This window comes from Acidobacteriota bacterium (assembly GCA_009838525.1).
Lineage (GTDB): Bacteria > Acidobacteriota > Vicinamibacteria > Vicinamibacterales > UBA8438 > VXRJ01.
Window position 1 is genome coordinate 130,277 of sequence record VXRJ01000038.1, and the last position, 19,268, is coordinate 149,544.

At 68.9% G+C, this 19,268-nt stretch carries 15 protein-coding genes; 9 read left to right on the forward strand and 6 right to left on the reverse strand.

From position 1 onward, the window contains the following. Positions 1 to 16: 16 nt before the first annotated feature. Together F4Y45_18085 and F4Y45_18090 are read left to right on the forward strand one after the other, a co-directional pair. The gene (locus F4Y45_18085) at positions 17 to 220 is read left to right on the forward strand and encodes a DUF2191 domain-containing protein (protein ID MXY26416.1); all 204 of its coding nucleotides are present in this window, start codon (positions 17 to 19) and stop codon (positions 218 to 220) included. Between the two features lie 6 nt (positions 221 to 226). Next, positions 227 to 601, forward strand: a complete 375-nt coding sequence (locus F4Y45_18090; protein MXY26417.1) for a PIN domain nuclease — start codon at positions 227 to 229, stop codon at positions 599 to 601. Positions 602 to 645: 44 nt separating this feature from the next. Here F4Y45_18090 and F4Y45_18095 read toward each other — a convergent pair whose 3' ends face one another. Together F4Y45_18095 and F4Y45_18100 are read right to left on the reverse strand one after the other, a co-directional pair. Next, positions 646 to 2,010: a DUF1552 domain-containing protein gene (locus F4Y45_18095; GenBank protein ID MXY26418.1), complete on the reverse strand. Its 1,365-nt coding sequence runs from the start codon at positions 2,008 to 2,010 to the stop codon at positions 646 to 648. A gap of 41 nt (positions 2,011 to 2,051) precedes the next feature. Next, positions 2,052 to 4,040: a DUF1592 domain-containing protein gene (locus F4Y45_18100; protein MXY26419.1), complete on the reverse strand. Its 1,989-nt coding sequence runs from the start codon at positions 4,038 to 4,040 to the stop codon at positions 2,052 to 2,054. Positions 4,041 to 4,248: 208 nt separating this feature from the next. Between F4Y45_18100 and F4Y45_18105 the strand changes: the two genes are divergently transcribed. The 3 genes from F4Y45_18105 (at position 4,249) to F4Y45_18115 (ending at position 9,565) form a co-directional block, all read left to right on the forward strand. Continuing rightward, on the forward strand, positions 4,249 to 6,648 hold the full coding sequence (locus F4Y45_18105; GenBank protein MXY26420.1) for a DUF1592 domain-containing protein: 2,400 nt from the start codon (positions 4,249 to 4,251) through the stop codon (positions 6,646 to 6,648). Beyond that, positions 6,645 to 7,991: a DUF1552 domain-containing protein gene (locus F4Y45_18110; GenBank protein MXY26421.1), complete on the forward strand. Its 1,347-nt coding sequence runs from the start codon at positions 6,645 to 6,647 to the stop codon at positions 7,989 to 7,991. Before F4Y45_18105 ends, F4Y45_18110 begins: the two co-directional genes overlap by 4 nt. Before the next feature lie 74 nt (positions 7,992 to 8,065). Beyond that, complete coding sequence (locus tag F4Y45_18115) at positions 8,066 to 9,565, forward strand: hypothetical protein (GenBank protein MXY26422.1); 1,500 nt, start codon at positions 8,066 to 8,068, stop codon at positions 9,563 to 9,565. 50 nt (positions 9,566 to 9,615) lie between these two features. On the opposite strand, the gene F4Y45_18120 is transcribed toward F4Y45_18115, so the two are convergent. The 4 genes from F4Y45_18120 to F4Y45_18135 all read right to left on the reverse strand — a co-directional run bounded on the left by F4Y45_18120 (position 9,616) and on the right by F4Y45_18135 (position 13,194). Further along, positions 9,616 to 10,749, reverse strand: a complete 1,134-nt coding sequence (locus F4Y45_18120) for a lipocalin-like domain-containing protein (GenBank protein ID MXY26423.1) — start codon at positions 10,747 to 10,749, stop codon at positions 9,616 to 9,618. After that, entirely contained in the window at positions 10,676 to 11,455 is a 780-nt protein-coding gene (locus F4Y45_18125) for a cytochrome c (protein MXY26424.1), read from the reverse strand. The genes F4Y45_18120 and F4Y45_18125 overlap by 74 nt, the downstream gene beginning before the upstream one ends. After that, positions 11,430 to 11,867 (reverse strand): cupin domain-containing protein, encoded by a 438-nt coding sequence (locus F4Y45_18130; GenBank protein MXY26425.1) that lies wholly within the window; start codon positions 11,865 to 11,867, stop codon positions 11,430 to 11,432. The genes F4Y45_18125 and F4Y45_18130 overlap by 26 nt, the downstream gene beginning before the upstream one ends. 61 nt (positions 11,868 to 11,928) lie before the next feature. Continuing rightward, complete coding sequence (locus F4Y45_18135) at positions 11,929 to 13,194, reverse strand: PQQ-like beta-propeller repeat protein (protein ID MXY26426.1); 1,266 nt, start codon at positions 13,192 to 13,194, stop codon at positions 11,929 to 11,931. Between the two features lie 217 nt (positions 13,195 to 13,411). On the opposite strand from F4Y45_18135, the gene F4Y45_18140 reads away from it, so the two are divergent. From F4Y45_18140 to F4Y45_18155, 4 genes are all read left to right on the forward strand, one after another. Further along, positions 13,412 to 15,610: a carboxypeptidase regulatory-like domain-containing protein gene (locus F4Y45_18140; protein ID MXY26427.1), complete on the forward strand. Its 2,199-nt coding sequence runs from the start codon at positions 13,412 to 13,414 to the stop codon at positions 15,608 to 15,610. Positions 15,611 to 15,642: 32 nt separating this feature from the next. Further along, complete coding sequence (locus tag F4Y45_18145) at positions 15,643 to 16,632, forward strand: hypothetical protein (protein ID MXY26428.1); 990 nt, start codon at positions 15,643 to 15,645, stop codon at positions 16,630 to 16,632. 6 nt (positions 16,633 to 16,638) lie between these two features. Next, entirely contained in the window at positions 16,639 to 17,982 is a 1,344-nt protein-coding gene (locus F4Y45_18150; GenBank protein MXY26429.1) for an amidohydrolase family protein, read from the forward strand. Between the two features lie 146 nt (positions 17,983 to 18,128). Then, positions 18,129 to 19,247 carry an amidohydrolase family protein gene (locus F4Y45_18155; protein ID MXY26430.1) on the forward strand — a complete coding sequence of 373 codons (1,119 nt, stop codon included), beginning with the start codon at positions 18,129 to 18,131 and terminating at the stop codon, positions 19,245 to 19,247. Positions 19,248 to 19,268: the final 21 nt, after the last annotated feature.

Genomic DNA, 19,268 nt, shown 5'->3' on the forward strand with positions numbered 1-19,268 from the left:
CCATAGAGATGGAAGCATGAAAACGACCGTAGATATTCCCCAAGACGAACTGAAAGATGCCATGCGGTTTACGCAGGCCCGTACCAAGCGGGAAGCCGTCGTGGCCGCCATCGTGGACTTCAACCAGCGACGCCGGATGGCGGAGCTATTGAAGCACGCGGGAACGTGTACGGACCTCTTCACGGTGGACGAACTGCAGGAGCAGCGTCGCCGCGGATGACGACCGTTGATCCTCGTTGACACGTCGTCGTGGATCCACCTGCTCCGCGACGACGGCGATCCGGTTGTTCGCGCTCGGGTTGAGGCAGCTCTGCGTTCGGGCGAAGCATGCTGGTGTCCGATCGTTCAGCTCGAGTTGTGGAATGGAGCGCGGGGCTCCCGGGAGAAGCGTGCCCTGGAGGACTTCAGGCGCGTCTTGCCGACTTTGGCGATTGACGATTCGGTGTGGCGTGATGCGTACGAGATTGCTCGCCGAGCACGTCGGAGCGGCATCACTATTCCCTCCACGGACATAGTGATCGCGGCTTGTGCGAGGCGGCACGGAGCTCTTATGGAATCCGCGGACTCTGACTTCCAACTGCTCCGGTCGGTTGTGGGCTGATAGCCCGCTCCAGAACCGGTTGATTCGAGCCGCCGAGCCGCGAATCAGGCGTCGATCTCGTGCATCGGCGTGGAGCTGTTGCCGAAGCGTTCGGTGTCGACGCCCATGCGGTGCAGGAGCGAGAGGTGCAGGTTGGCGAGGTCGGTCTGCTCCGCGAAACCGATGGCGCGGCCTGACGCGATGGTGCCTCCGCCGCGGCCCGCGAGCAGGGTCGGGAGATCTTCCGGATCGTGCTCGTTCCCGTCGCCCAGCGCGGCGCCGTAGACGATCATGCTGTTGTCGAGCAGGGAGCGGCCGTCGGGCTCCTCGATCGACCGTAGGCGGCCGAGCAGGTAGGCGACCTGCCGGTGGTGCCAGCGGACCACTTCCGAGTACATCCGCTGCTTCTCCTCCGGCGAGCTCCAGCTCGTGACCCCGTCGTCATCCTCGGTCTTGCCGGAGGCGTTCCGGTAGTGCGACAGGGCGTGCCAGGTTCCCGTCACCCCCGGGATGAAGTTGAAGTAGCGGTTCGACTGGCCATGGTCGAGCATGAACGTGACGACGCGCGTCGCATCCGACTGGAACGCCGCCACCATCAGGTCCAGCATCAGCCGGACGTACTCCTGATGGTCGGCCGGGATGCCCGGCTCGGGCGGCGCCAGCGTGTCGGTCAGCGCGCGGTCGCTCTTCAGGGCCTGGCTGCGCGCCTCGGAGAACTCGATGCGGCGCTCCAGAGCGCGGATCGACTCGAAGTACTCGTCCAGGCGAACCTGGTCGGTCGAGCTCGCGGTTCGGCGCAGCGCCTTCGCATCCTCCAGCACCGCATCCATTACCGAGCGGTTGGTGGCGCCGCCGGAAGGCGGACGGAACATCCGGTCGAAGACGGCGCGCGGCTCCACCTCGCGCGGCAGCGGCCGGTCCGGTGCGGACCAGGAGATGCTGTTGCGCGGCAGCGAGTTCGAGAAGAAGCCCTCGCCCTTGGTGGAAAGCTCCAGCGAGGGCAGCAGCGTCTCCTGACCGGTGCGGCGCGCGACGATCTGGTCGACCGACATCCCTCCCGCGCTCACCGCCTGCCGGTCGTAGTCGAACCCGGTCAGCCAGGTCGGGGTGCCTCCGACGTGACCGTTGCCGAGCGGCGTCCAGACGTTCTCGGGGATGATCAGGTCATCCTTGAACGGCTCGAGCGGGCTCATCCACTCGTTAAGCTGCAGCAGCCGGCCGTCCGCGCCGATCTTCGCGGGATGCCACGACCCGCGCGCGATGCCGTTCGGGAAGTAGAGGTACGCCAGCCGCCGGGCGCTTGCCGCGGCGCCTGCCGCCTGCGTGGCCGCCCCGGCGGCCACCGGGCGCATCACGTCGAGCAACGGCAGGGCGATCGTCGCGCCGAGTCCGCGCAGCAGGGTCCGTCGGAAAATGCGGCGTGCCGTCATGAGCCTGGGTTTCTTCTGTTGCTGCGATCGTATCCCCGATGTCAATTTGCCAGCGACGCCGGCTGCCGCTTGTACTGGAACGGGTAGCTGGCGACGATCTCGTGGATCAGCGTCCGGAAGCGGAAGTCGTCCGCTTCGAGCGCGGCGATGATCTTCCGGACGGCCGGCTCGTCGTAGTACTCGAGCTGCCGGCCGAGGGCGTAGGCGAGCATCTTCGACGCCGTCTGCCGGACCAGATCGTCGTGACGCTCCGCCAACAGGGCGCGCTTCAATCCGACGGGGCCTTCGAACGACGGGCCGTCGGGCAGCGATCCGGCGGTATTTATCGGCGTGTAGGTGTTCCGGTAGAAGCGCCGTTCCTCGAAGACGTTCGTGTCCTCGACGACGCGGATCTCGTCCGCTTCTTCCTCGGTCTCCACCCGTTCCCGGAAGTGGTACGCGTCGCGCCACCGGCCGAAGTAATCGAAGGTCTCGAGGCTGAAGCCGATCGGATCGATCCGGCTGTGGCAGGCGCGGCAGGTCTCGTTGCTCGAGTGCATCTCCAGCTTCTCGCGGAAGCTGAGCTTGCGGAGATCGGCCACGTCTTCCGAGAGCACGCCGGCTCCGGGCGGCGGGGGAGGGGGCGGCGTGCCGAGCAGGACGTCCAGGATGTAGTGGCCCCGCTTCACGGGACTCGTGTCCTTGTAGTTCGACGTGACCGCGAGGATGCTGCCGTGGCCCAGGATGCCGCCGCGGTTCGGGTCGGTCACCGGGACGCGCCGCATCTCGTCGCCGGTGATTCCCTCCATGCCGTAGAGCGTCGTCGCCAGCTCCTGGTTGACGAACGTGTAGTCGGCGTCGATCAGCGTGCGGATCGGCCGGTTGTCGCGGATGAGCGACATGAAGAACATCGACGATTCGTCGCGCATCGCCGTCATCAGCGTGGCCGTGCACCACGGGTTGTCGATAGGGTCGAGCCAGATACGCGTGCCGACGTGCTGGAAGCCGAGCCACTGCGCCGCGAAGCTGGTGCCGAGGGCGTCGGCGCGCGGGTCCGCCAGCATCCGGTCCACCTGCCCGGCCAGCGCGTCCGGGTCGCGCAGCTCGCCGCGCCGGGCGAGGTCGCGCAGCTCGTCGTCGGGCATGGACGACCAGAGGAAGTACGAGAGGCGCGAGGCGAGGTCCCAGTCGCTGATGCGGTACGGCCCGGTGGCGTCGCCGGCCGCGCCGGACGGCGCCGGCGCCTCGATCCGGAGCAGGAAGTTGGGAGAAATGAGGGCGGACTGAAGCGCCGCCTTTACCGAAACCTCGAACCCGGCGTTCGACCGGCGCGCTTCGCGGTACTGATCGAAAGTCCGCTCCAGTTCCTCCGCCGTCGGGGGGCGCCGCCAGGCACGCTCCAGGAAGCGGCGCAGCACCTGCTCGGCCGCCTCCTCGTCGCTCACGCTGCCGCCGGGCTCGGCGACGAAGACCAGTTCATGGGCGCGCCGCTCCGCCTCGGTCGCCGGCGCGTCCGGCAGCGTCAGCTCGACCACGCGTTCGGCCGCCGCGATGTAGCGCTCCATCAGGGTCGACTCAAGGAAGAGCGTGTTCGCGGAGTTGTCGAAGCCGCTGGCGCCGGTCAGTTCCGCGGGGAAGCGCTCGGTGACCGGGAAGGTGGCGCCCAGCAGATCGCGCAGCGTGAGATCGAGCTCGCGGTGGGTCAGGCGGCGGACCGGCTCGAAACCGGGGTTGTCGACCGTCGAATAGTCGAAGTTGTCAATCGAGTCGGTGAGCAGGGCAGTCAGCGCCGCCCGGTCGGCGTCGGTGGGCTGCGGCGCGCCGGCGGGCGGCATCTTGCCCACCTCGAGCGCGTCGATGACGCGAGTCCACGTCTCGCGGTTGCGGACGAGCGGCTGCTGTCCGGCGAGCGAGGTCAGGTTGAGCCCTGCCGTCTGGGTCTGCGGTCCGTGGCAGCCGGCGCAGTAACGATCGATGAGCGGCGCGGCGGGATGCGGTTCGTCCGTCTCGGCGCCGGCCGCGCGCGGCGCCTGCACTGCCTGGGCTGACATGCCGGTGGTCCCCGGGCCGGCCACCCCGACGGCGACCGCGATCACCGGTGCGAAGAGCAGGAGTCTTGAGCCTGGTAGGCGCAATTTTCTGACCTGTCGGATGGCTCCAATACCGTAGCACAGCGTTGCGGACAGGTAACGTCACGTGTAGAATGTGCTGGAACAGATCCGCCGTAAAAACGGGGCTTCAGCCCCAGGGGCCCGGAACATGACGACGCGTCGTCGGCCAGTGCGCTGGACCGCATATTTCGCGTTCGTGCTGCTCGGCACGCTCGCAGCCGGGACCGCCTCCGCCCAGGGGGGTGGTCAGGACCCGGAAACGCAGCAGGCTCTTCTGGATCGCTACTGCGTGACCTGCCACAACGACCGGCTCCAGACAGGCAATCTCTCGCTCGAAGGCGTGGATGTCGTAAATCCGGAAACGGACCCGGCGCTCTGGGAGGCGGTGCTCCGCAAGCTGCGCGCCGGCGCCATGCCGCCCCAGCCGCGCCCGCGGCCTGACGCCGCCGGTTACGCCGGGCTGATCGGCTACCTGGAGGGGGCGCTCGATCGCGCCGCCGACGCTTCGCCCGACCCGGGACGTACGCCTACGTTCCGCCGGCTCAGCCGGACCGATTACCAGAACGCCATCCGTGACCTGATTGATCTCGACGTCGACGTCACGGCGCTCCTGCCGCGCGACGACGTGACGTTCGGGTTCGACAACGTGAACGCCGGCGGGCTGTCGCCGACGCTCATGGAACGCTATCTCGCCGCCGCGCAGAAGGTGAGCGAGCTGGCGGTGGGGAGTCGGCTGCCGGCGCCCGGCAGCCGCGTGGTGATAATCCCGCCCGACCGGACGCAGGAACGGCACGTCGACGGTCTTCCTTTCGGAACGCGCGGCGGCACGATCGTCGACCACACGTTCCCGGCGGACGGGGAGTACGAGATTCAGGTGCGGCTGCAGCGCAACCGCAACGAGAACGTCGAGGGCCTGACCGAACCCCACGACATGGAGATCACGCTTGACGGCGTGCGGCTCGACCTCTTCACCATGCACCCGAGCGAGAACATGGTGATGCAGGCGAACGCGGCGTACTACGCGGACGTCGGCATAGACAACCACCTGAACGTGCGCCTGGCCGTTACGGCGGGGCCGCACGAGGTCGGGGCGGCGTTCATCCAGAAGAACTCGGCCCTGATGGAGACGACGCGGCAACCCTACGACGCCGCGTTCAACATGGACCGGCACCCGCGCCAGCAGCCGGCCGTCCGATCGATTTCGATCGTCGGGCCGTTCGATGCGACGGGAGTGGGAGAGACGCCGAGCCGCGACCGGATCTTCGCGTGCCGCCCCGAGACCGCCGACGCGGCCGAGGCGGAGGAATGCGCCACGTCGATCATCGCGACGCTCGCGCGCCGCGCCTACCGGCGCCCCGTTACGGTGAACGATCTCGATCAGCTCGTCTCGTTCTATCAGGAGGGTTACGCGTCGGACGGTTTCGAGGCAGGCGTCGAGAGGGCGCTCCGCGCGCTGCTGGCCAGCCCGGAGTTCCTGTTCCGGATCGAGCGTGATCCGGCCGGAGTCGACCCGGAGACACCGTACCGAGTCAGTGACCTCGAGCTGGCGTCGCGACTGTCGTTCTTCCTCTGGAGCAGCGTTCCTGACGAGGAGCTCCTGGCGGCGGCCGAGACGGGGCAGTTGAGCGATCGCGAGACCCTTCACGCCCAGGTCCGCCGCATGCTGGCCGATCCGCGCGCCGAGATGCTCACCACGAACTTCGCGGGGCAGTGGCTGCATCTCCGGAACCTGGACGCCGTCCGGCCCGACGCGCGGCTGTTCCCCGACTTCGACGACAACCTGCGGCAAGGCTTCCGCCGCGAGACCGAGCTGCTCTTCCAGAGCGTTCTGCAGGAGAACCGGAGCGTTGTCGACCTGCTGACGGCTGACTACACGTTCGTCAACGAGCGCGTGGCGCGGCACTACGGCTTCCCCGGCATTTACGGCGACCACTTCCGGCGAATCGACTTGCCGGAGGGCAGCCCGCGCGCGGGCCTGCTGGGCCATGGAAGTATCCTGACGGTCACTTCCTACGCCACGCGCACGTCACCGGTGCTGCGCGGCAAGTGGGTCCTCGAGACGCTGCTCGGCACGCCGCCGCCGCCGCCGCCGCCGAACGTGCCGCCCCTCGACGAGACCCGGTCCAACACGCGGGTGGTCTCCATGCGGGAGAAGATGGCGGCGCACCGGCAGAACCCGCAGTGCGCGGTCTGCCACCAGATCATGGATCCGGCCGGCCTCTCGATGGAGAACTTCGACGCGATCGGGCGCTGGCGCGACGCCGAGGGAGGCGCTCCGATCGACGCCGCGGGCAGCCTGCCGGGCGGGGAAGACTTCGATGGCGTCGCCGGCCTTCGCGCCGCGCTGCTCGAGCGCCCCGAGCTCTTTGCCAGCGTTGCGGTGGAGAAGCTGCTCACGTATGCGCTCGGCCGTTCCGTCGATCCCGGCGACCAGCCGGCCGTCCGGGCCATCGTCCGATCGGCGGAGGCGGACGGTTATCGCCTTTCGTCCCTGATTCTTGGTATTGTTGACAGTCCTGCGTTCCAGATGAGGAGAGCCCAGTCATGATGATCACGAAGATGGCGCTTCCCCGGCGGACGTTCCTGCGCGGCGTTGGCGCCACCCTGGCCCTGCCGCTGCTCGACGCGATGGTCCCGGCCGCCTCCGCGATGACCAGGACCGCCGCTGCCGCGCCCCGGCGTTTCGGCGTGGTCTACATGCCGATGGGGAAGCATCCGGATCCGTGGATCCCAGCCGAAGTGGGACGGATGACCGGACTCTCCGAGTCGCTCGCGCCGCTGGCGCCGCACATCGATGACATCACGGTAGTGACGAATCTGGAGATCAGCGAGGCGCACACCACGGGGAACCACGCGTCGGCGAACTCGTCGTTCCTGACCTGCGTGAAGCCGAAGCGGACCGAGGGCAGCGACTACGTCAACAGCATCTCGGTCGACCAGGTCGCAGCCAAGCAGATTGGTGGCGACACGCCGCTCCCGTCGCTCGAAATCGGCACCGACCTCATTGCGCAGGTGGGCAACTGCGACAACGGCTACGCCTGCGTCTACATGAACAGCCTGTCGTGGGCGTCGCCCACCGCGCCGAATCCGACCGAAGCGGACCCGCGGATCGTCTTCGAGCGGCTGTTCGGGGACGGCGGGACGCCGGAGCAGCGCAAGGCCCAGCTTCGGCAGAACCGGAGCATTCTCGACTGGGTGCTCGACGACATGGCGAGCCTGCAGAAGCAGCTCGGCGGAGGCGACAAGCTTCGCGTCGACGAGTATCTCGACACCGTGCGTGAAGTGGAGCGTCGCATCCAGCGCGCGGAGACGGCGGCGGCGCAGTCTCCGCTCAGCGACCTGAACCGGCCGACGAGCGTCCCCGACGAGTGGGAAGAGCACGTCAAGCTGATGTACGACCTGCAGGTGCTGGCGCTGCGCGCCGACCTGACCCGCGTGATCACGTTCCAGATGGCGCGCGAGGCGAGCACGCGGACCTACCCGCAGATCGGCGTGCCGGAGCCGCACCACCCGGTGTCCCATCACACGGACGATCCGGAGAAGCTGGCCAAGCTGGCAAAGATCAACCAGTACCACGTCTCGCTCTTCGCCTACCTGGTGGATCAGCTGAAGTCGACCGAGGACGGCGACGGGACGCTGCTCGACCACACGACGTACCTGCTCGGCAGCGGCCTGGGCAACCCGAACGTCCACGATCACCGCGACCTGCCGATCGTGATCGCGCGTGGCGCCGGGTCGAAGATCGCGGGCGGGCAGCACGTCAAGTACGACGAGATGACGCCGCTGGCGAACCTCCACCTGACGCTGCTCGACGACGTGGGCGTCCGGCTCGAGGAGTTTGCCGACAGCACCGGCCACGCCGGCGAGGTGTTGGAGCCGCTCTCGCTCTGATCACCTGGTCGCGCGACGGTTCGGATGTCGCTCGCAACGGGGGCGTGCGCGGTGCTCGCCCCGGGGAGTCACCGATGCAGACCCTGCGTGAAGTGATCAGATGGTCCGCCGCGGGCTTGGCGGCGGTTGCCTGTCTGGCTGCGCTTCCGGGCGCCGGACAGGCGGCGGAAGCGGACGCTGGCCTGATCGACGCCATCAAGGCGGTCGATGTCGATGGCGTCCGCGCGGCGCTCGCGCGCGGCGCCGACGTCACGGCGGCGGAGGCGGACGGTACGACGCCGCTCCATTGGGCCGCCTACACCAACGAGTCGGCGATCGTGGAGTCGCTGCTCGAGGCCGGAGCCGATGCGTCGGCCGTCAACCGCTACGGCGTGCGCCCCATTTCACTTGCCAGCATCAACGGCAACGCGGTGATCGCGGAGCAGTTGCTCGACGCGGGCGCTGACCCGAACACCGCCGCGGCGGAAGGCGAGACGGCGCTGATGACCGCGGCGCGGACTGGTTCGCACGAGCTCGTGGAACTGCTCCTGGACCGGGGCGCGGACGTCAACGCGACCGAGACGTGGCGGGGGCAGACGGCGCTGATGTGGGCCGCGGCCGAGGGGCATTCGCGGCTCATCCCGACGATGCTGTCGTACGGCGCCGACGTGAGCGCGCGCTCCGAGAAGGGCTGGACGCCGCTGCTGTTCGCCGTGCGGCAGGGGCACATCGGCGTGGTTCAGACGTTGCTCGAAGCGGGCGTCGACGTCGAGGAGTCACTGCCGGTCCGGGAGGAGACGCGCCGCGGCGGCACCAGCGCGGAACGCGCCGCCACCGGCCTCAACGCGTTCCTGCTCGCGGCCGCGAACGCGCACTACGAGCTGGCTGCGCTGTTGATCGATCGCGGCGCGGACGTGAACGTCGCGCCGCGCGGCTGGACCGCCCTGCACCAGGTGTCGTGGGTGCGCAAGGCGGGCGTCGCCGGCAGCAACAACCCGGCGCCGAAGGGCTCCGGAGACACAACGAGCCTGGACTTCGTCCGGAAGCTGGTGGAAGAGGGTGCGGACGTGAACGCGCTCGTCACGAGGCGTCCGCCGGCCGGCATCACGCGGCTCAACTTCATCGGCGGTACGCCGTTCCTGCTCGCCGCGCGGACCGGCGACGCGGACCTGATGCGGCTGCTCGCCGAACTGGGCGCCGATCCCCTCCTGCCGAACGAGGACAATACGACCCCGATCATGGTGGCGTCCGGTGTCGGCACGTCGGCTCCCGGTGAGGATCCCGGCACGGAGCCGGAGGTGTACGAAGCGGTCCAGGTGGCGCTGGAGCTGGGCGGCAACGTGAACGACGTCGATGACAACGGCGAGACCGTCATGCACGGGGCCGCCTACAAGCACCTGCCGTCGGTCGTCGAGCTGCTCGCCGAGTCGGGCGCCGACGTCAACGTCTGGAATCAGCCGAACGCCAAGGGCTGGACGCCGCTCGACATCGTCCGTGGCGTCCACATCGGCATGAACATCCAGAGCAGCCCGGTCACCGCCGACGCCATCCGCGGCGTCATGCTCGCGGCCGGCGTCGAGCCGGCGGAAGAATAGCGCTCGCGCTCCCGGACCGGCGTGCTGGAAGTTCCGCTGGCGCGGAACTTCTACGGTAGCCGCGCCCAGCGGAATGCCGTGATGACCTCGCGCCCCTCTTCGTCCATGTGTCGGGGCGGCCGCAGCGTGAGATCGGTGTCGGTCAGCTCGTAGTAGCGCCGCACCTCAGCCGGGGGCGTCTGGGAAGATCCTGCACTTCCGGCGGGATGATGGATCAGGTAGCCCTGGTCGCGCGGGCCGGGACAGGTTATGCATCCCGCAACCTCATTCAGCACGAACGGGCCGAAGTAGTGCGTGGTCCGGAGAAGGGTCTCGTCGACCGCCGGCTGATCGGCGTCGTACGGCGCACGGCCCGGCGCCAGCAGATGCACCGACATTTGCCCGGAGGGTGTGTAGAAAAGGTAGCCGTCGTCGTACTGATCGATGTCCACTTCGTAGGCGTCGGTGGTGTGACGGGAGACCGACTCGATCCGGTACGCCCCGAACAGTTGCCGGTGGGCGTCGCTCAGGTTCTCGGCCGGAAGATCGGGCTCTCGCACCCAGGTCAGCGATGCCGTCGATCCGTCCGGTGCGGGAGGCCACCGCAGCGTCAGGCTGTCCTCGCTCAACGTGTAGGGATGCCGGTATTCGGCGGCGGCCCCAACGCCCGGTTGCAGGTTCCCCGCCACGTGATGCGTGACGACTCCCGCGGCCTCGTCCACGGTGAACCGCCCGAAGTACGAGAGGTGACCGATAGACGGAGTGGACGCCTCATCGGCGTCGTCGTCGGCCGGCGCGACGGCCTCGTCCGGTCCCAGGATCGTGAGGCCCAGGTAGCCGGTTGCGTCGTAGACGAGGGATCCGAGACGGCCTTCGACCGGGGCCGCCACCGGCTCGCCGCCCGCACCGAGTTGCTCGATTCGAGCCAGCGACCACGCCCCTGCCAGCGCTTGCTGCGCGGGCGGTATGGACGCCTCGTCGGTAGGGGACGAACCCTCGGGACCGGAGGATCCGCCGCAGGCAAGGGTAGCGGCCAGTCCGACGGCGCCGAGGAGAACCACGCCGCCGCGTTCCGACGAGCACGCGTGCCCCGACGGGCACGCGCGCCCCGATAGGCGTGCGAGCAGGCGCCTACGGCTGGCAGGTTGCGTCCAGGCTCGCCACCACGGTGACGTTGAGGGCGTCGACGGCACCTGGTTCCTCACGGCGGATCAGGAATCCCTTCGCCTCGACCCGGTGGCCGCGGTACGAGGCCGGATCGGGAAAGACGTACATCAATTCAAACGAATTGTCGCCAAGCGGTGTCGCCTGCGTGATCATGAGCAGGTCGTCCTTGGAGGCTTCCGGGTCGCGCGTCCGGATCGGCTCGCTCGCGCTGGTGACAATCCACCCGCGGTCTTCAGCATCCCGGGCAAGGCAGCCGACCACCTGCACCAGGGCAAAGTTGGGGACGGCGTCCGGACCGTCCGGGCCGTGGACCAGAACGTCCGCGGCGTGCGCCATCGTCAGATCCCCGGCGCCCACGGGGAAGGCGTTCACTTCGAGGATGTAGGCCATGATCGCGAGGTAGCCTTCTTCGCCGAGGCTGCCGGCCCCGCCCGGCGGCATCGTGCGGGCGCGCGTGAGGACGCTGTCGAGGGTCAGGCCGCCCCAGTCGCGGATGAATGCCTCGCCCGCCAGCGGCCGCGCATTGGCGCCGGAAAGATCCTCGCCGTGACAGCGGGCGCAGCTCTCGCGGTACAACGCCTGTCCCCGCTTCGCCTGGTCGGCGGAATAGACGCCGTCCCAGACCGAGGGGGCGGCGTCGTCCTGCGCACTGGCGACGGTGGAGCCGGCCGCCACGACGAGGGCCGCGACCGCGCACGCGCCGACGGCGGCCGTAACTCTACCGGCCCAGGTAGTCGTCGTCACTAACGGGACCCTCCCAGTCCGTCTGGCCACTGACGAACGTGAGCTGCACCATGTACTGATCCGGCGCGGCGCCGTGCCAGTGGACCACGCCGGGTCCGGCGTAGACGGGGGTTCCCGGGGTCAACTCCTGCAGCGCCTCACCGCGGACCTGGGTCCGTCCGCGTCCTTCCTCGGCCATGATGATCTGCCAGTTCGAATGGCTGTGCCAGTTCGAACGCGCGCCCGCCTCGAAGCGGAGCCGCACGGCCCGGATGTCGGACGAGTCGGGCCGGGTCGGGTCGCCGCCGACGAAGTTGCTCTGGGCCGCCGTAGCGTCGGGCTGATAGCTGACCGCCACCCCCGCGACGGTGACTGCCGTCACTACCGCCAGTGCCAACCGGATTCCTGATCGCGTGCGTTGCGTCATCACCATGTCCTCCCAGCTTGCGCCGCGGCGCCCCCCAAGGGCTTAGGGCGTCCAGGTTACGAACCGGTCAGTCGAGCGTCCAGAGCGTGAGCGTCGAGACGTCCTTGACGAAGAGGCGGTTGCCCGACAGCGTCGGCGCCGTCCATGTCTCGCTTTCCGCCACCTCGTAGCGCTGCACCGGGTTGAACCGCGTCCGGTCGTGGTCAATCACCACCAGCTCGGCGTCGTCCTCGAGCGAGAGGATCGTGCTGCCCGACCGCGCGATCGATGCATGGTCCGCCTGGCGCGGATCGCTCGTCCAGAGCACCTCGCCGGTGTCGAGATCGAGGCCGAAGTACTGTCCGCTGTTGAGGTGCGAAAGACCGATCAGGACGTCGCCGTCCACTACGCCGTTCACCATGTGGAGCGACACGTCGTCGGTGTGCCAGACATCCTCGGTCGTCCACGCTCCGCCGCTCTCCGCAACCCGGAACGCGGTAACGCCGTTGCCGCGGCCGAGCTGAATCACCATGTCGTTGTAGAGGATCGGCGTCTGCGACGTGGTGTCGGACGACGTGGTGAACGGCCGGCTCCAGAGCAGCGCTCCGGTCTCGAGGGAAACGCCGACGAAATGGCGGTGCGTGAAGACGACCACCTGCCGCGTGCCGCCCAGATCGAACAGCATCGGCGAGCCGTACGCCGGGCCGTCCCCGTCCCATGTCCAGCGGACGTCGCCGCTGGCGACGTCGAAGGCGTTCAGCCGGCCGTTGTTGTCTCCGCCGACGTGCAGGATCACGAGATCGTCGACGACCAGTGCCGACTGCGACGTGTGGAAGGCGGGTGCGCCGGTGTCGGGGACCTGCCACAACTGCCGTCCGTCGGAGGCATCGAACGCGGTGACGGTCCCGGTCATGCCCAGCGTGAAGAGGCGGCCGTCGGCGTACGTCGGCGTCGACTTCGGACCCGCACGGTGGCGCGCCGTCGACGGATTCATGTTGAACGGAGCGGGATAGGCGGTTCGCCAGAGGGTTTCCCCCGTGCCGGCGTCGAGGGCGGCCATCACCTCGTCGTCTCCCTGGCGGCTGAACTGGTAGATACGGTCGCCGATCAGCACCGGCGTGGCGTAGCCCAACCCCACCTCGACCGACCATTGCTGGTTCAGCGCGCTCGGCCATTGCGACGGAACGTCGAACCCGCTGGCTACGCCGTCCCTCGCCGGGCCGCGCCATTGGGGCCAGTCCTGGGCGGCCGTGTCGGCGACGCCCAACGGGATCATTGCGATGGCCATCGCGGCCACCCACAGTCGCTGCTGATTGGTCATGATTCTTGCTCCGGGTCGCGGTGGCGGCCCCATTCGGCCCCCCGTACGGTCGCGACTCTATTCTACGGCGATTCCCGCGGCCCGCAACTGGCAGTCCGTGCTTGGATCAGGCGGCGCAGTCGTTGCAGAATGGCGCAAGCGCGCCCTTGCGGGCGCGCTGGAAGTTCCGCTGGCGCGGAACTTCTGCGGCGAGAGCTCAGCGAGGTACGGCAGAAGCGCGCAGTGGAGCGACGCCCGGAGGGGGAAACAGATGAGGCGCCAGAAGAGGATCGGACGGTTCATGGTTGGTGGATTGGGAGCGGCTGCCGCTGCCGTCCTAGCCTTTGCCGCCACGCCCGGCGCGGTCCAGCCGCCGGACCTGACGGCCGACGGTGAAGACCTGGCTGGTGTCGTGCAGAGCCCCGCCGGTCCGGAGGCGGGCATCTGGGTGATCGCCGAGACCGACGACCTCGACACCCGGTTCCGCAAGATCGTCGTGACCGGCGACGACGGTCGGTTTCTCGTTCCCGACCTGCCGGCCGCGTCCTACCGCGTCTGGGTGCGGGGCTACGGTCTGGTCGACTCCGAGCCGGTGACCGCCCAGCCCGGCGAGACGCTCACGCTGCAGGCGACACCCGCGGCGACGCCGGCGGAAGCGGCGCAGGTCTATCCCGCGAACTACTGGTACTCGTTGCTCGAGCCGCCGCCGCCGAGCGAGTTCCCCGGAACCGGCCCGGAAGGGAACGGCATCGCGGAGAATCTCCGCAGCCAGGCCGCGTGGGTCGACCTCACGAAGCAGGGGTGCCAGCTCTGCCACCAGATGGGCAATCGCTTCACGTTCGACACCAGCCACCTGACGGACTTCGATTCGACCGTCGCGGCATGGGATCACCGGTTGCTGTTCGGCCAGCGCGGCCGGCAGATGAGCGCGGTGATGAACCGGTTCGGCCGCCAGCGCGGCCTGGAGATGTATGCGGACTGGAGCGACCGGATCGCCGCCGGCGAGGTGCCCCCGGCCCCGCCGCGTCCGCGGGGTGTCGAGCGCAACCTGGTGCTCACGATGTGGGAGTGGGGCGGCGAGACGTCCTACATCCATGACGAGATTACGACCGACAAGCGCGATCCGACCGTCAACGGCAACGGCTTGCTGTATGGCGTGTCGATCACGCACGACACGCTCGTGGTCACCGATCCGGCCCGCCACCAGTCGATGGAGCTGAAGATCCCGCTGCGCGAGCCCGAGGCAATGGTCCCGTCGTTCTTCCCGACCGAGCCGGGCTTCGAGCCGTCGCCGACGTGGGCGGACGAGGTGATCTTCAATGCTCCGGCCAACCCGCACAACCCGATGATGGACGCCGACGGAAGGGTCTGGATGACCTCGACGGTGCGCCGGCGCGACAATCCGGACTGGTGCAAGCAGGGGTCGATGCACCCCTCGGCGCAGTATTTCCCGGTCGACCGGAGCGGGCGGCAGATCTCGTACTACGATCCGTCCTCCGAGTCGTTCACGCTTATCGACAGTTGCTACGGCACCCACCACCTGCAGTTCGGCGAGGACGAGCAGGATACGCTCTGGCTGAGTGGCGACCCGAACGTCGTCGGATGGCTCGACACCAAACTGTACGACGAGACGGGTGACGAGCGCGCGTCCCAGGGCTGGTGTCCGACCGTGATCGACACCAACGGCGACGGCCGGATTACGCGTCCCTGGAACGAACCCAACGAGCCGGTCGACGCCTCGCGCGACACGCGCATCGCCGGATTCGCCTATGGGATCATTGCCAGTCCCGTGGACGATTCCGCCTGGATCGCGCGGACGGGTCCATTCCCGGGCCGCCTCGTCCGCCTCGACCGGGGCGATAATCCTCCCGAGACCTGCATCGCGGAGGTATTCGAGCCGCCGTCGATCGAGAACCCGGCGGTCGATCCGGCCCAGACCGGGCACGCGCCACGCGGCGTCGACGTCGACCGGAACGGTCTCATCTGGACGGCGCTCTCGGGCAGCGGCCACATGGCCAGCTTCGACCGCGGCAAGTGCGCGGTGCTGAACGGTCCGGAGGCGACCGGCCAGCACTGTCCGGAGGGTTGGACGCTCTACCCGTCGCCCGGTCCCCAGATGAAGGGGGTGGCCGATCCGGGGAGCGCGGACTACCACTACTACAACTGGGTCGATCAGTTCGACACGCTGGGCCTCGGCCCGAACGTGCCGATGGCGCCCGGATCCGGGTCGGATTCGGTTCTGGCGTTGCTGCCCGAGACGGGGGAGTGGGTAGTGCTGCGCGTACCCTACCCGCTGGGGTTCTACTCGCGTGGTCTCGACGGGCGGATTGACGATCCGGACGCCGGCTGGAAGGGCCGCGGCCTCTGGGCCAACTACGGCTCGAACCTGAACTGGCACATCGAGGGCGGCAAGGGCACGCGGAGCTCGATTATTCACTTCCAGCTCCGGCCCCACCCGCTCGCGGAGTAGCCGCTGGACATCGTGGAAGAGGAGGCGAAGCCATGACGACCTATCGACTGACGGCGTTGGCGGTTGCGATCGGTGTGGCGTTGATCGCCGCGCCCGTCGCCGCGCAGGACGACGTGCCCCGAACGGCCTGGGGCCAGCCGGACCTGACCGGCGTCTGGGACTACCGCAGCATCACGCGCATGGAGCGTCCCGAGCAGTTCGCTGACCAGGAGTTCCTGACCGAAGAGGAGGTGGCCGACCTCGAGCAGCAGGCGCTCGACCGGCTGAACAACTTCCTGAACCTGCCGGCGCAGCGGACGGTGGCGGGCGAGAACGTCGACCGCCGGCCGGACGGCGGCAACGGTTCCTACAACCACACTTGGCTCGATCAGGGACTCGAAGCGGTGACTACGGGGCGGACGTCGCTGATCGTCGATCCGCCGACCGGACGCTACCCGCCGCGCACGGCGGAGGGACAGGCGCGGGCGGAGGCCTATTCCGAACACCGGCGCAACCAGCCGGCCGATTCCTGGCTCGATTTCAGCACCTACGACCGCTGCATCCTCGGCTTCAACGCCGGACCGCCGATGACGCCGAGCGCCTACAACAACAACATGCAGTTGTTCCAGACACCCGACACGGTGGCCCTCGTCACCGAGATGGTCAACACGGTGCGGGTCGTCCCGCTCGACGGGCGGCCCATGCACGACCTGCTGCAGTGGTCCGGTGAATCGCGCGGGCACTGGGACGGGGACACGCTCGTCATCGAGACCGCGAACTTCGATGCGCGCCGGCAGTGGCGTACGACCAGCGGCGCGATGCGCCTTACCGAGCGCCTCACGCGCGTCGACGCGGAGACACTGCTCTACGAGGCGACCATCGACGACCCGGAGACCTGGACCGCCCCGTGGACCTTCGAGGTTCCGATGAAGTTCCTCGACGGCGAAAAGTGGGAGTACGCCTGCCACGAGGGACACGTCTCGATGCCCATCATGCTGGGCGGCGCACGCGTCCTTGAAGCGGCAGCCGGCGGCGGGCAGTAGCCCGCCATGCAGCAACGCTTCCCTACGCGCGTCCTGGCCCTGGCCCTGGCCCTGGCGCTGGTCGTCCTGGCGCTGCCGCCGCCCGCGGCGGCGCAGGACGAGGTGCAGGTCTTCCGTGGGGCCTACGTCGTTCCGATTGCGGTTCCGCCCATCGAATCGGGAGTCGTGGTCGTCCGCGACGGGTCCATTGTCGAGGTCGGCGGGCCGGAAGTGGCGACGCCGGCAGGGGCGGTAGAGCACGACCTGTCGGGCCAGTGGCTGATGCCCGGCATCGTCGACAGCCATTCCCACGTCGGTTCCGCGTCGGGCGGCGACCGATCATCGCCGCTGCACCCCGACGTACGGTCGCTGGACTCCATCGACATCGCCTCCGACGGTTTCTGGCGCGCCCGGGCCGGCGGCATCACGACCGTGAACGTGATGCCCGGCTCGGGTCACCTGATGTCAGGCCAAACGACTTATCTCAAGCTCCGTGACGGAGGCCGCACGATAGAGGACTGGCTGTTCTGCGACGACCCGGCGACCGACGTGTGCGGCGGCATGAAGATGGCGAACGGCACGAACTCGATGAGCGGACCGCCGTTTCCGGGCACACGGGCGAGGTCCGCGGCGCTCGTGCGTGGCCTCTACCACGAGGCCCAGGCCTGGCTGGAACGGGAGGGCGCCGGAGCGGATCGCGACGAGCCGGACTCGCGCGACCTGCGCATGGAGGGACTGGCCGAGGTGCTGGCCGGCGAGCGCATCGTCCAGCACCATACGCACCGCCACAACGACATCGCCACGGTGTTGCGCCTGCGGGAGGAGTTCGGCTTCCGCGTCGTGATCCAGCATGGCACCGAGTCGTGGAAGCTGGCTGACGAGATCGCCGCGGCCGGCGTGCCGGTTTCGATCACCTTCATCGACGCGCCGGGCGGCAAGGAGGAGACGCTCGACTGGTCGTTGGAGATCGGTGCGATCCTGGAGCAGGCCGGCGTCGACGTGGCGTTCAACACGGACGACTTCATTACCGACTCCCGGCTCCTCCTGCGCGGCGCGGCCATCGCGGTTCGCAACGGCATGTCGCGTGACGCGGCTCTGGAGGCATTGACCCTGGCGCCGGCGCGCATGCTCGGCCTCGAGGACCGCATCGGCTCCCTCGAAGCGGGCAAGGACGCCGACTTGGTGGTGCTGTCGGGCGATCCGTTCAGCGTCTATACCAAGGTGGAGCAGACCTGGGTCGAGGGCCGGCAGATCTTCGACCGGTCGAATCCGGAGCATCGCCGCTACGCGGTGGGCGGGCACAACGTCTACCGCCTGTCGGCGGAAGAAGAAGCAGCGCTTCGGGAGCTGCTGGCGGGAGAGGGGTTGTGAGCCGCCGGCGGACGCGACAGGCGCGCGCGCCGCTGCCGGCTCTGGTCGTGGCGTTGGCCGTGGCCCTCGTGGGCAGCCTCGCGCCGGCGGCATCCGGCCAGGTGGCGGTCCGGGCCGAGACGCTGCACACGGTCTCCGGGCCGGTGATGGAGGACGCCGTCGTCATTGCCGGCGCCGACGGCGCCATCGACTGGGTGGGCCCGGCCGCCGACGCGGATATTCCGGCCGGGGTCGAAGTGCTGGAAGCCGCGGTCGTAACCCCCGGCCTGGTCGACGCCCACTCCGTGGTCGGCCTGGCCGGCGCCCTGAACAGCAACGTCGGGCCGGTGCGCGACCAGGATCAACTGGATCGGTCGGCGCCGATTCAGCCCGAGCTGCGCGCCATCGACGCGTACGACGCGGCCGAGACCCTGGTCGAGTGGGTGCGGTCTTACGGCGTCACGACGCTCCATACCGGCCATGGCCCCGGAGCCCTGATCAGCGGGCAGACGATGATCGTCAAGCCCCGCGGCAGCAACACGGATGAGGCGGTCATCGTGCCGGCGCGCATGCTGGCGGCGACCCTGGGCAACGCGGTGACGTCGAACTTCGACTCGCCGGGGACTTCCTCCAAGGGGGTGGCCATGCTGCGCGGCGCCCTGATCGGCGCCCAGGCCTACCAGGAACAGGCCCGCCGGGCGGCGTCGGGCGGGCCGGACGACCCGCAGCCGCCGGCTCCCGATCTGGCCAAGGAGGCCCTGGTTCGCGTGCTCGACGGCGAGTTGTCCCTGCTCGTCACCGCCAACACCGCCACCGAGATCGCGGCGGCGCTCCGCCTGCAGCGCGAGTTCGGCTTCGATCTCGTGCTCGACGGGGCCGCCGAGTCGTACCTGCTGCTGGACGAGATCCGCGAGGCGGGCGTGCCGGTCGTGGTCCACCCGCCGATGAGCCGCGTCCGCAACGCGTCGTTCGAGACGGCCGGCATGCTCGCCGAGGCCGGCATCCCGTTCGCGATCCAGACCGGCTTCGAGGACTACGTGCCCAAGACCCGCGTGCTGCTCTGGGAAGCCGCCATCGCCGCCGCCAACGGCCTGGGCCGGGAAGGGGCGCTGGAGGCGGTCACTCTGGGAGCCGCCCGAATCCTCGGAATCGACGACCGGGTCGGCTCCATCGAAGTGGGCAAGGACGCCGATCTCGTTCTCTACGACGGCGATCCGTTCGAGTACACCAGCCACGTCTGCGGGGTGGTGATCGAGTCTGAGGTGTTCTCCCGCGAGTGTCGCTAACCCGCTATCATCGAAGAACCG

Excerpts from the sequence above, each read along its gene's own strand:
- F4Y45_18085 (MXY26416.1), top strand. The coding sequence starts at position 17 with ATGAAAACGACCGTAGATATTCCCCAAGACGAACTGAAAGATGCCATG.
- F4Y45_18095 (MXY26418.1), bottom strand. The coding sequence starts at position 2,010 with ATGACGGCACGCCGCATTTTCCGACGGACCCTGCTGCGCGGACTCGGC.
- F4Y45_18100 (MXY26419.1), bottom strand. The coding sequence starts at position 4,040 with ATGTCAGCCCAGGCAGTGCAGGCGCCGCGCGCGGCCGGCGCCGAGACG.
- F4Y45_18105 (MXY26420.1), top strand. The coding sequence starts at position 4,249 with ATGACGACGCGTCGTCGGCCAGTGCGCTGGACCGCATATTTCGCGTTC.
- F4Y45_18110 (MXY26421.1), top strand. The coding sequence starts at position 6,645 with ATGATGATCACGAAGATGGCGCTTCCCCGGCGGACGTTCCTGCGCGGC.
- F4Y45_18115 (MXY26422.1), top strand. The coding sequence starts at position 8,066 with ATGCAGACCCTGCGTGAAGTGATCAGATGGTCCGCCGCGGGCTTGGCG.
- F4Y45_18130 (MXY26425.1), bottom strand. The coding sequence starts at position 11,867 with ATGGTGATGACGCAACGCACGCGATCAGGAATCCGGTTGGCACTGGCG.
- F4Y45_18135 (MXY26426.1), bottom strand. The coding sequence starts at position 13,194 with ATGGGGCCGCCACCGCGACCCGGAGCAAGAATCATGACCAATCAGCAG.
- F4Y45_18140 (MXY26427.1), top strand. The coding sequence starts at position 13,412 with ATGAGGCGCCAGAAGAGGATCGGACGGTTCATGGTTGGTGGATTGGGA.
- F4Y45_18145 (MXY26428.1), top strand. The coding sequence starts at position 15,643 with ATGACGACCTATCGACTGACGGCGTTGGCGGTTGCGATCGGTGTGGCG.
- F4Y45_18150 (MXY26429.1), top strand. The coding sequence starts at position 16,639 with ATGCAGCAACGCTTCCCTACGCGCGTCCTGGCCCTGGCCCTGGCCCTG.
- F4Y45_18155 (MXY26430.1), top strand. The coding sequence starts at position 18,129 with ATGGAGGACGCCGTCGTCATTGCCGGCGCCGACGGCGCCATCGACTGG.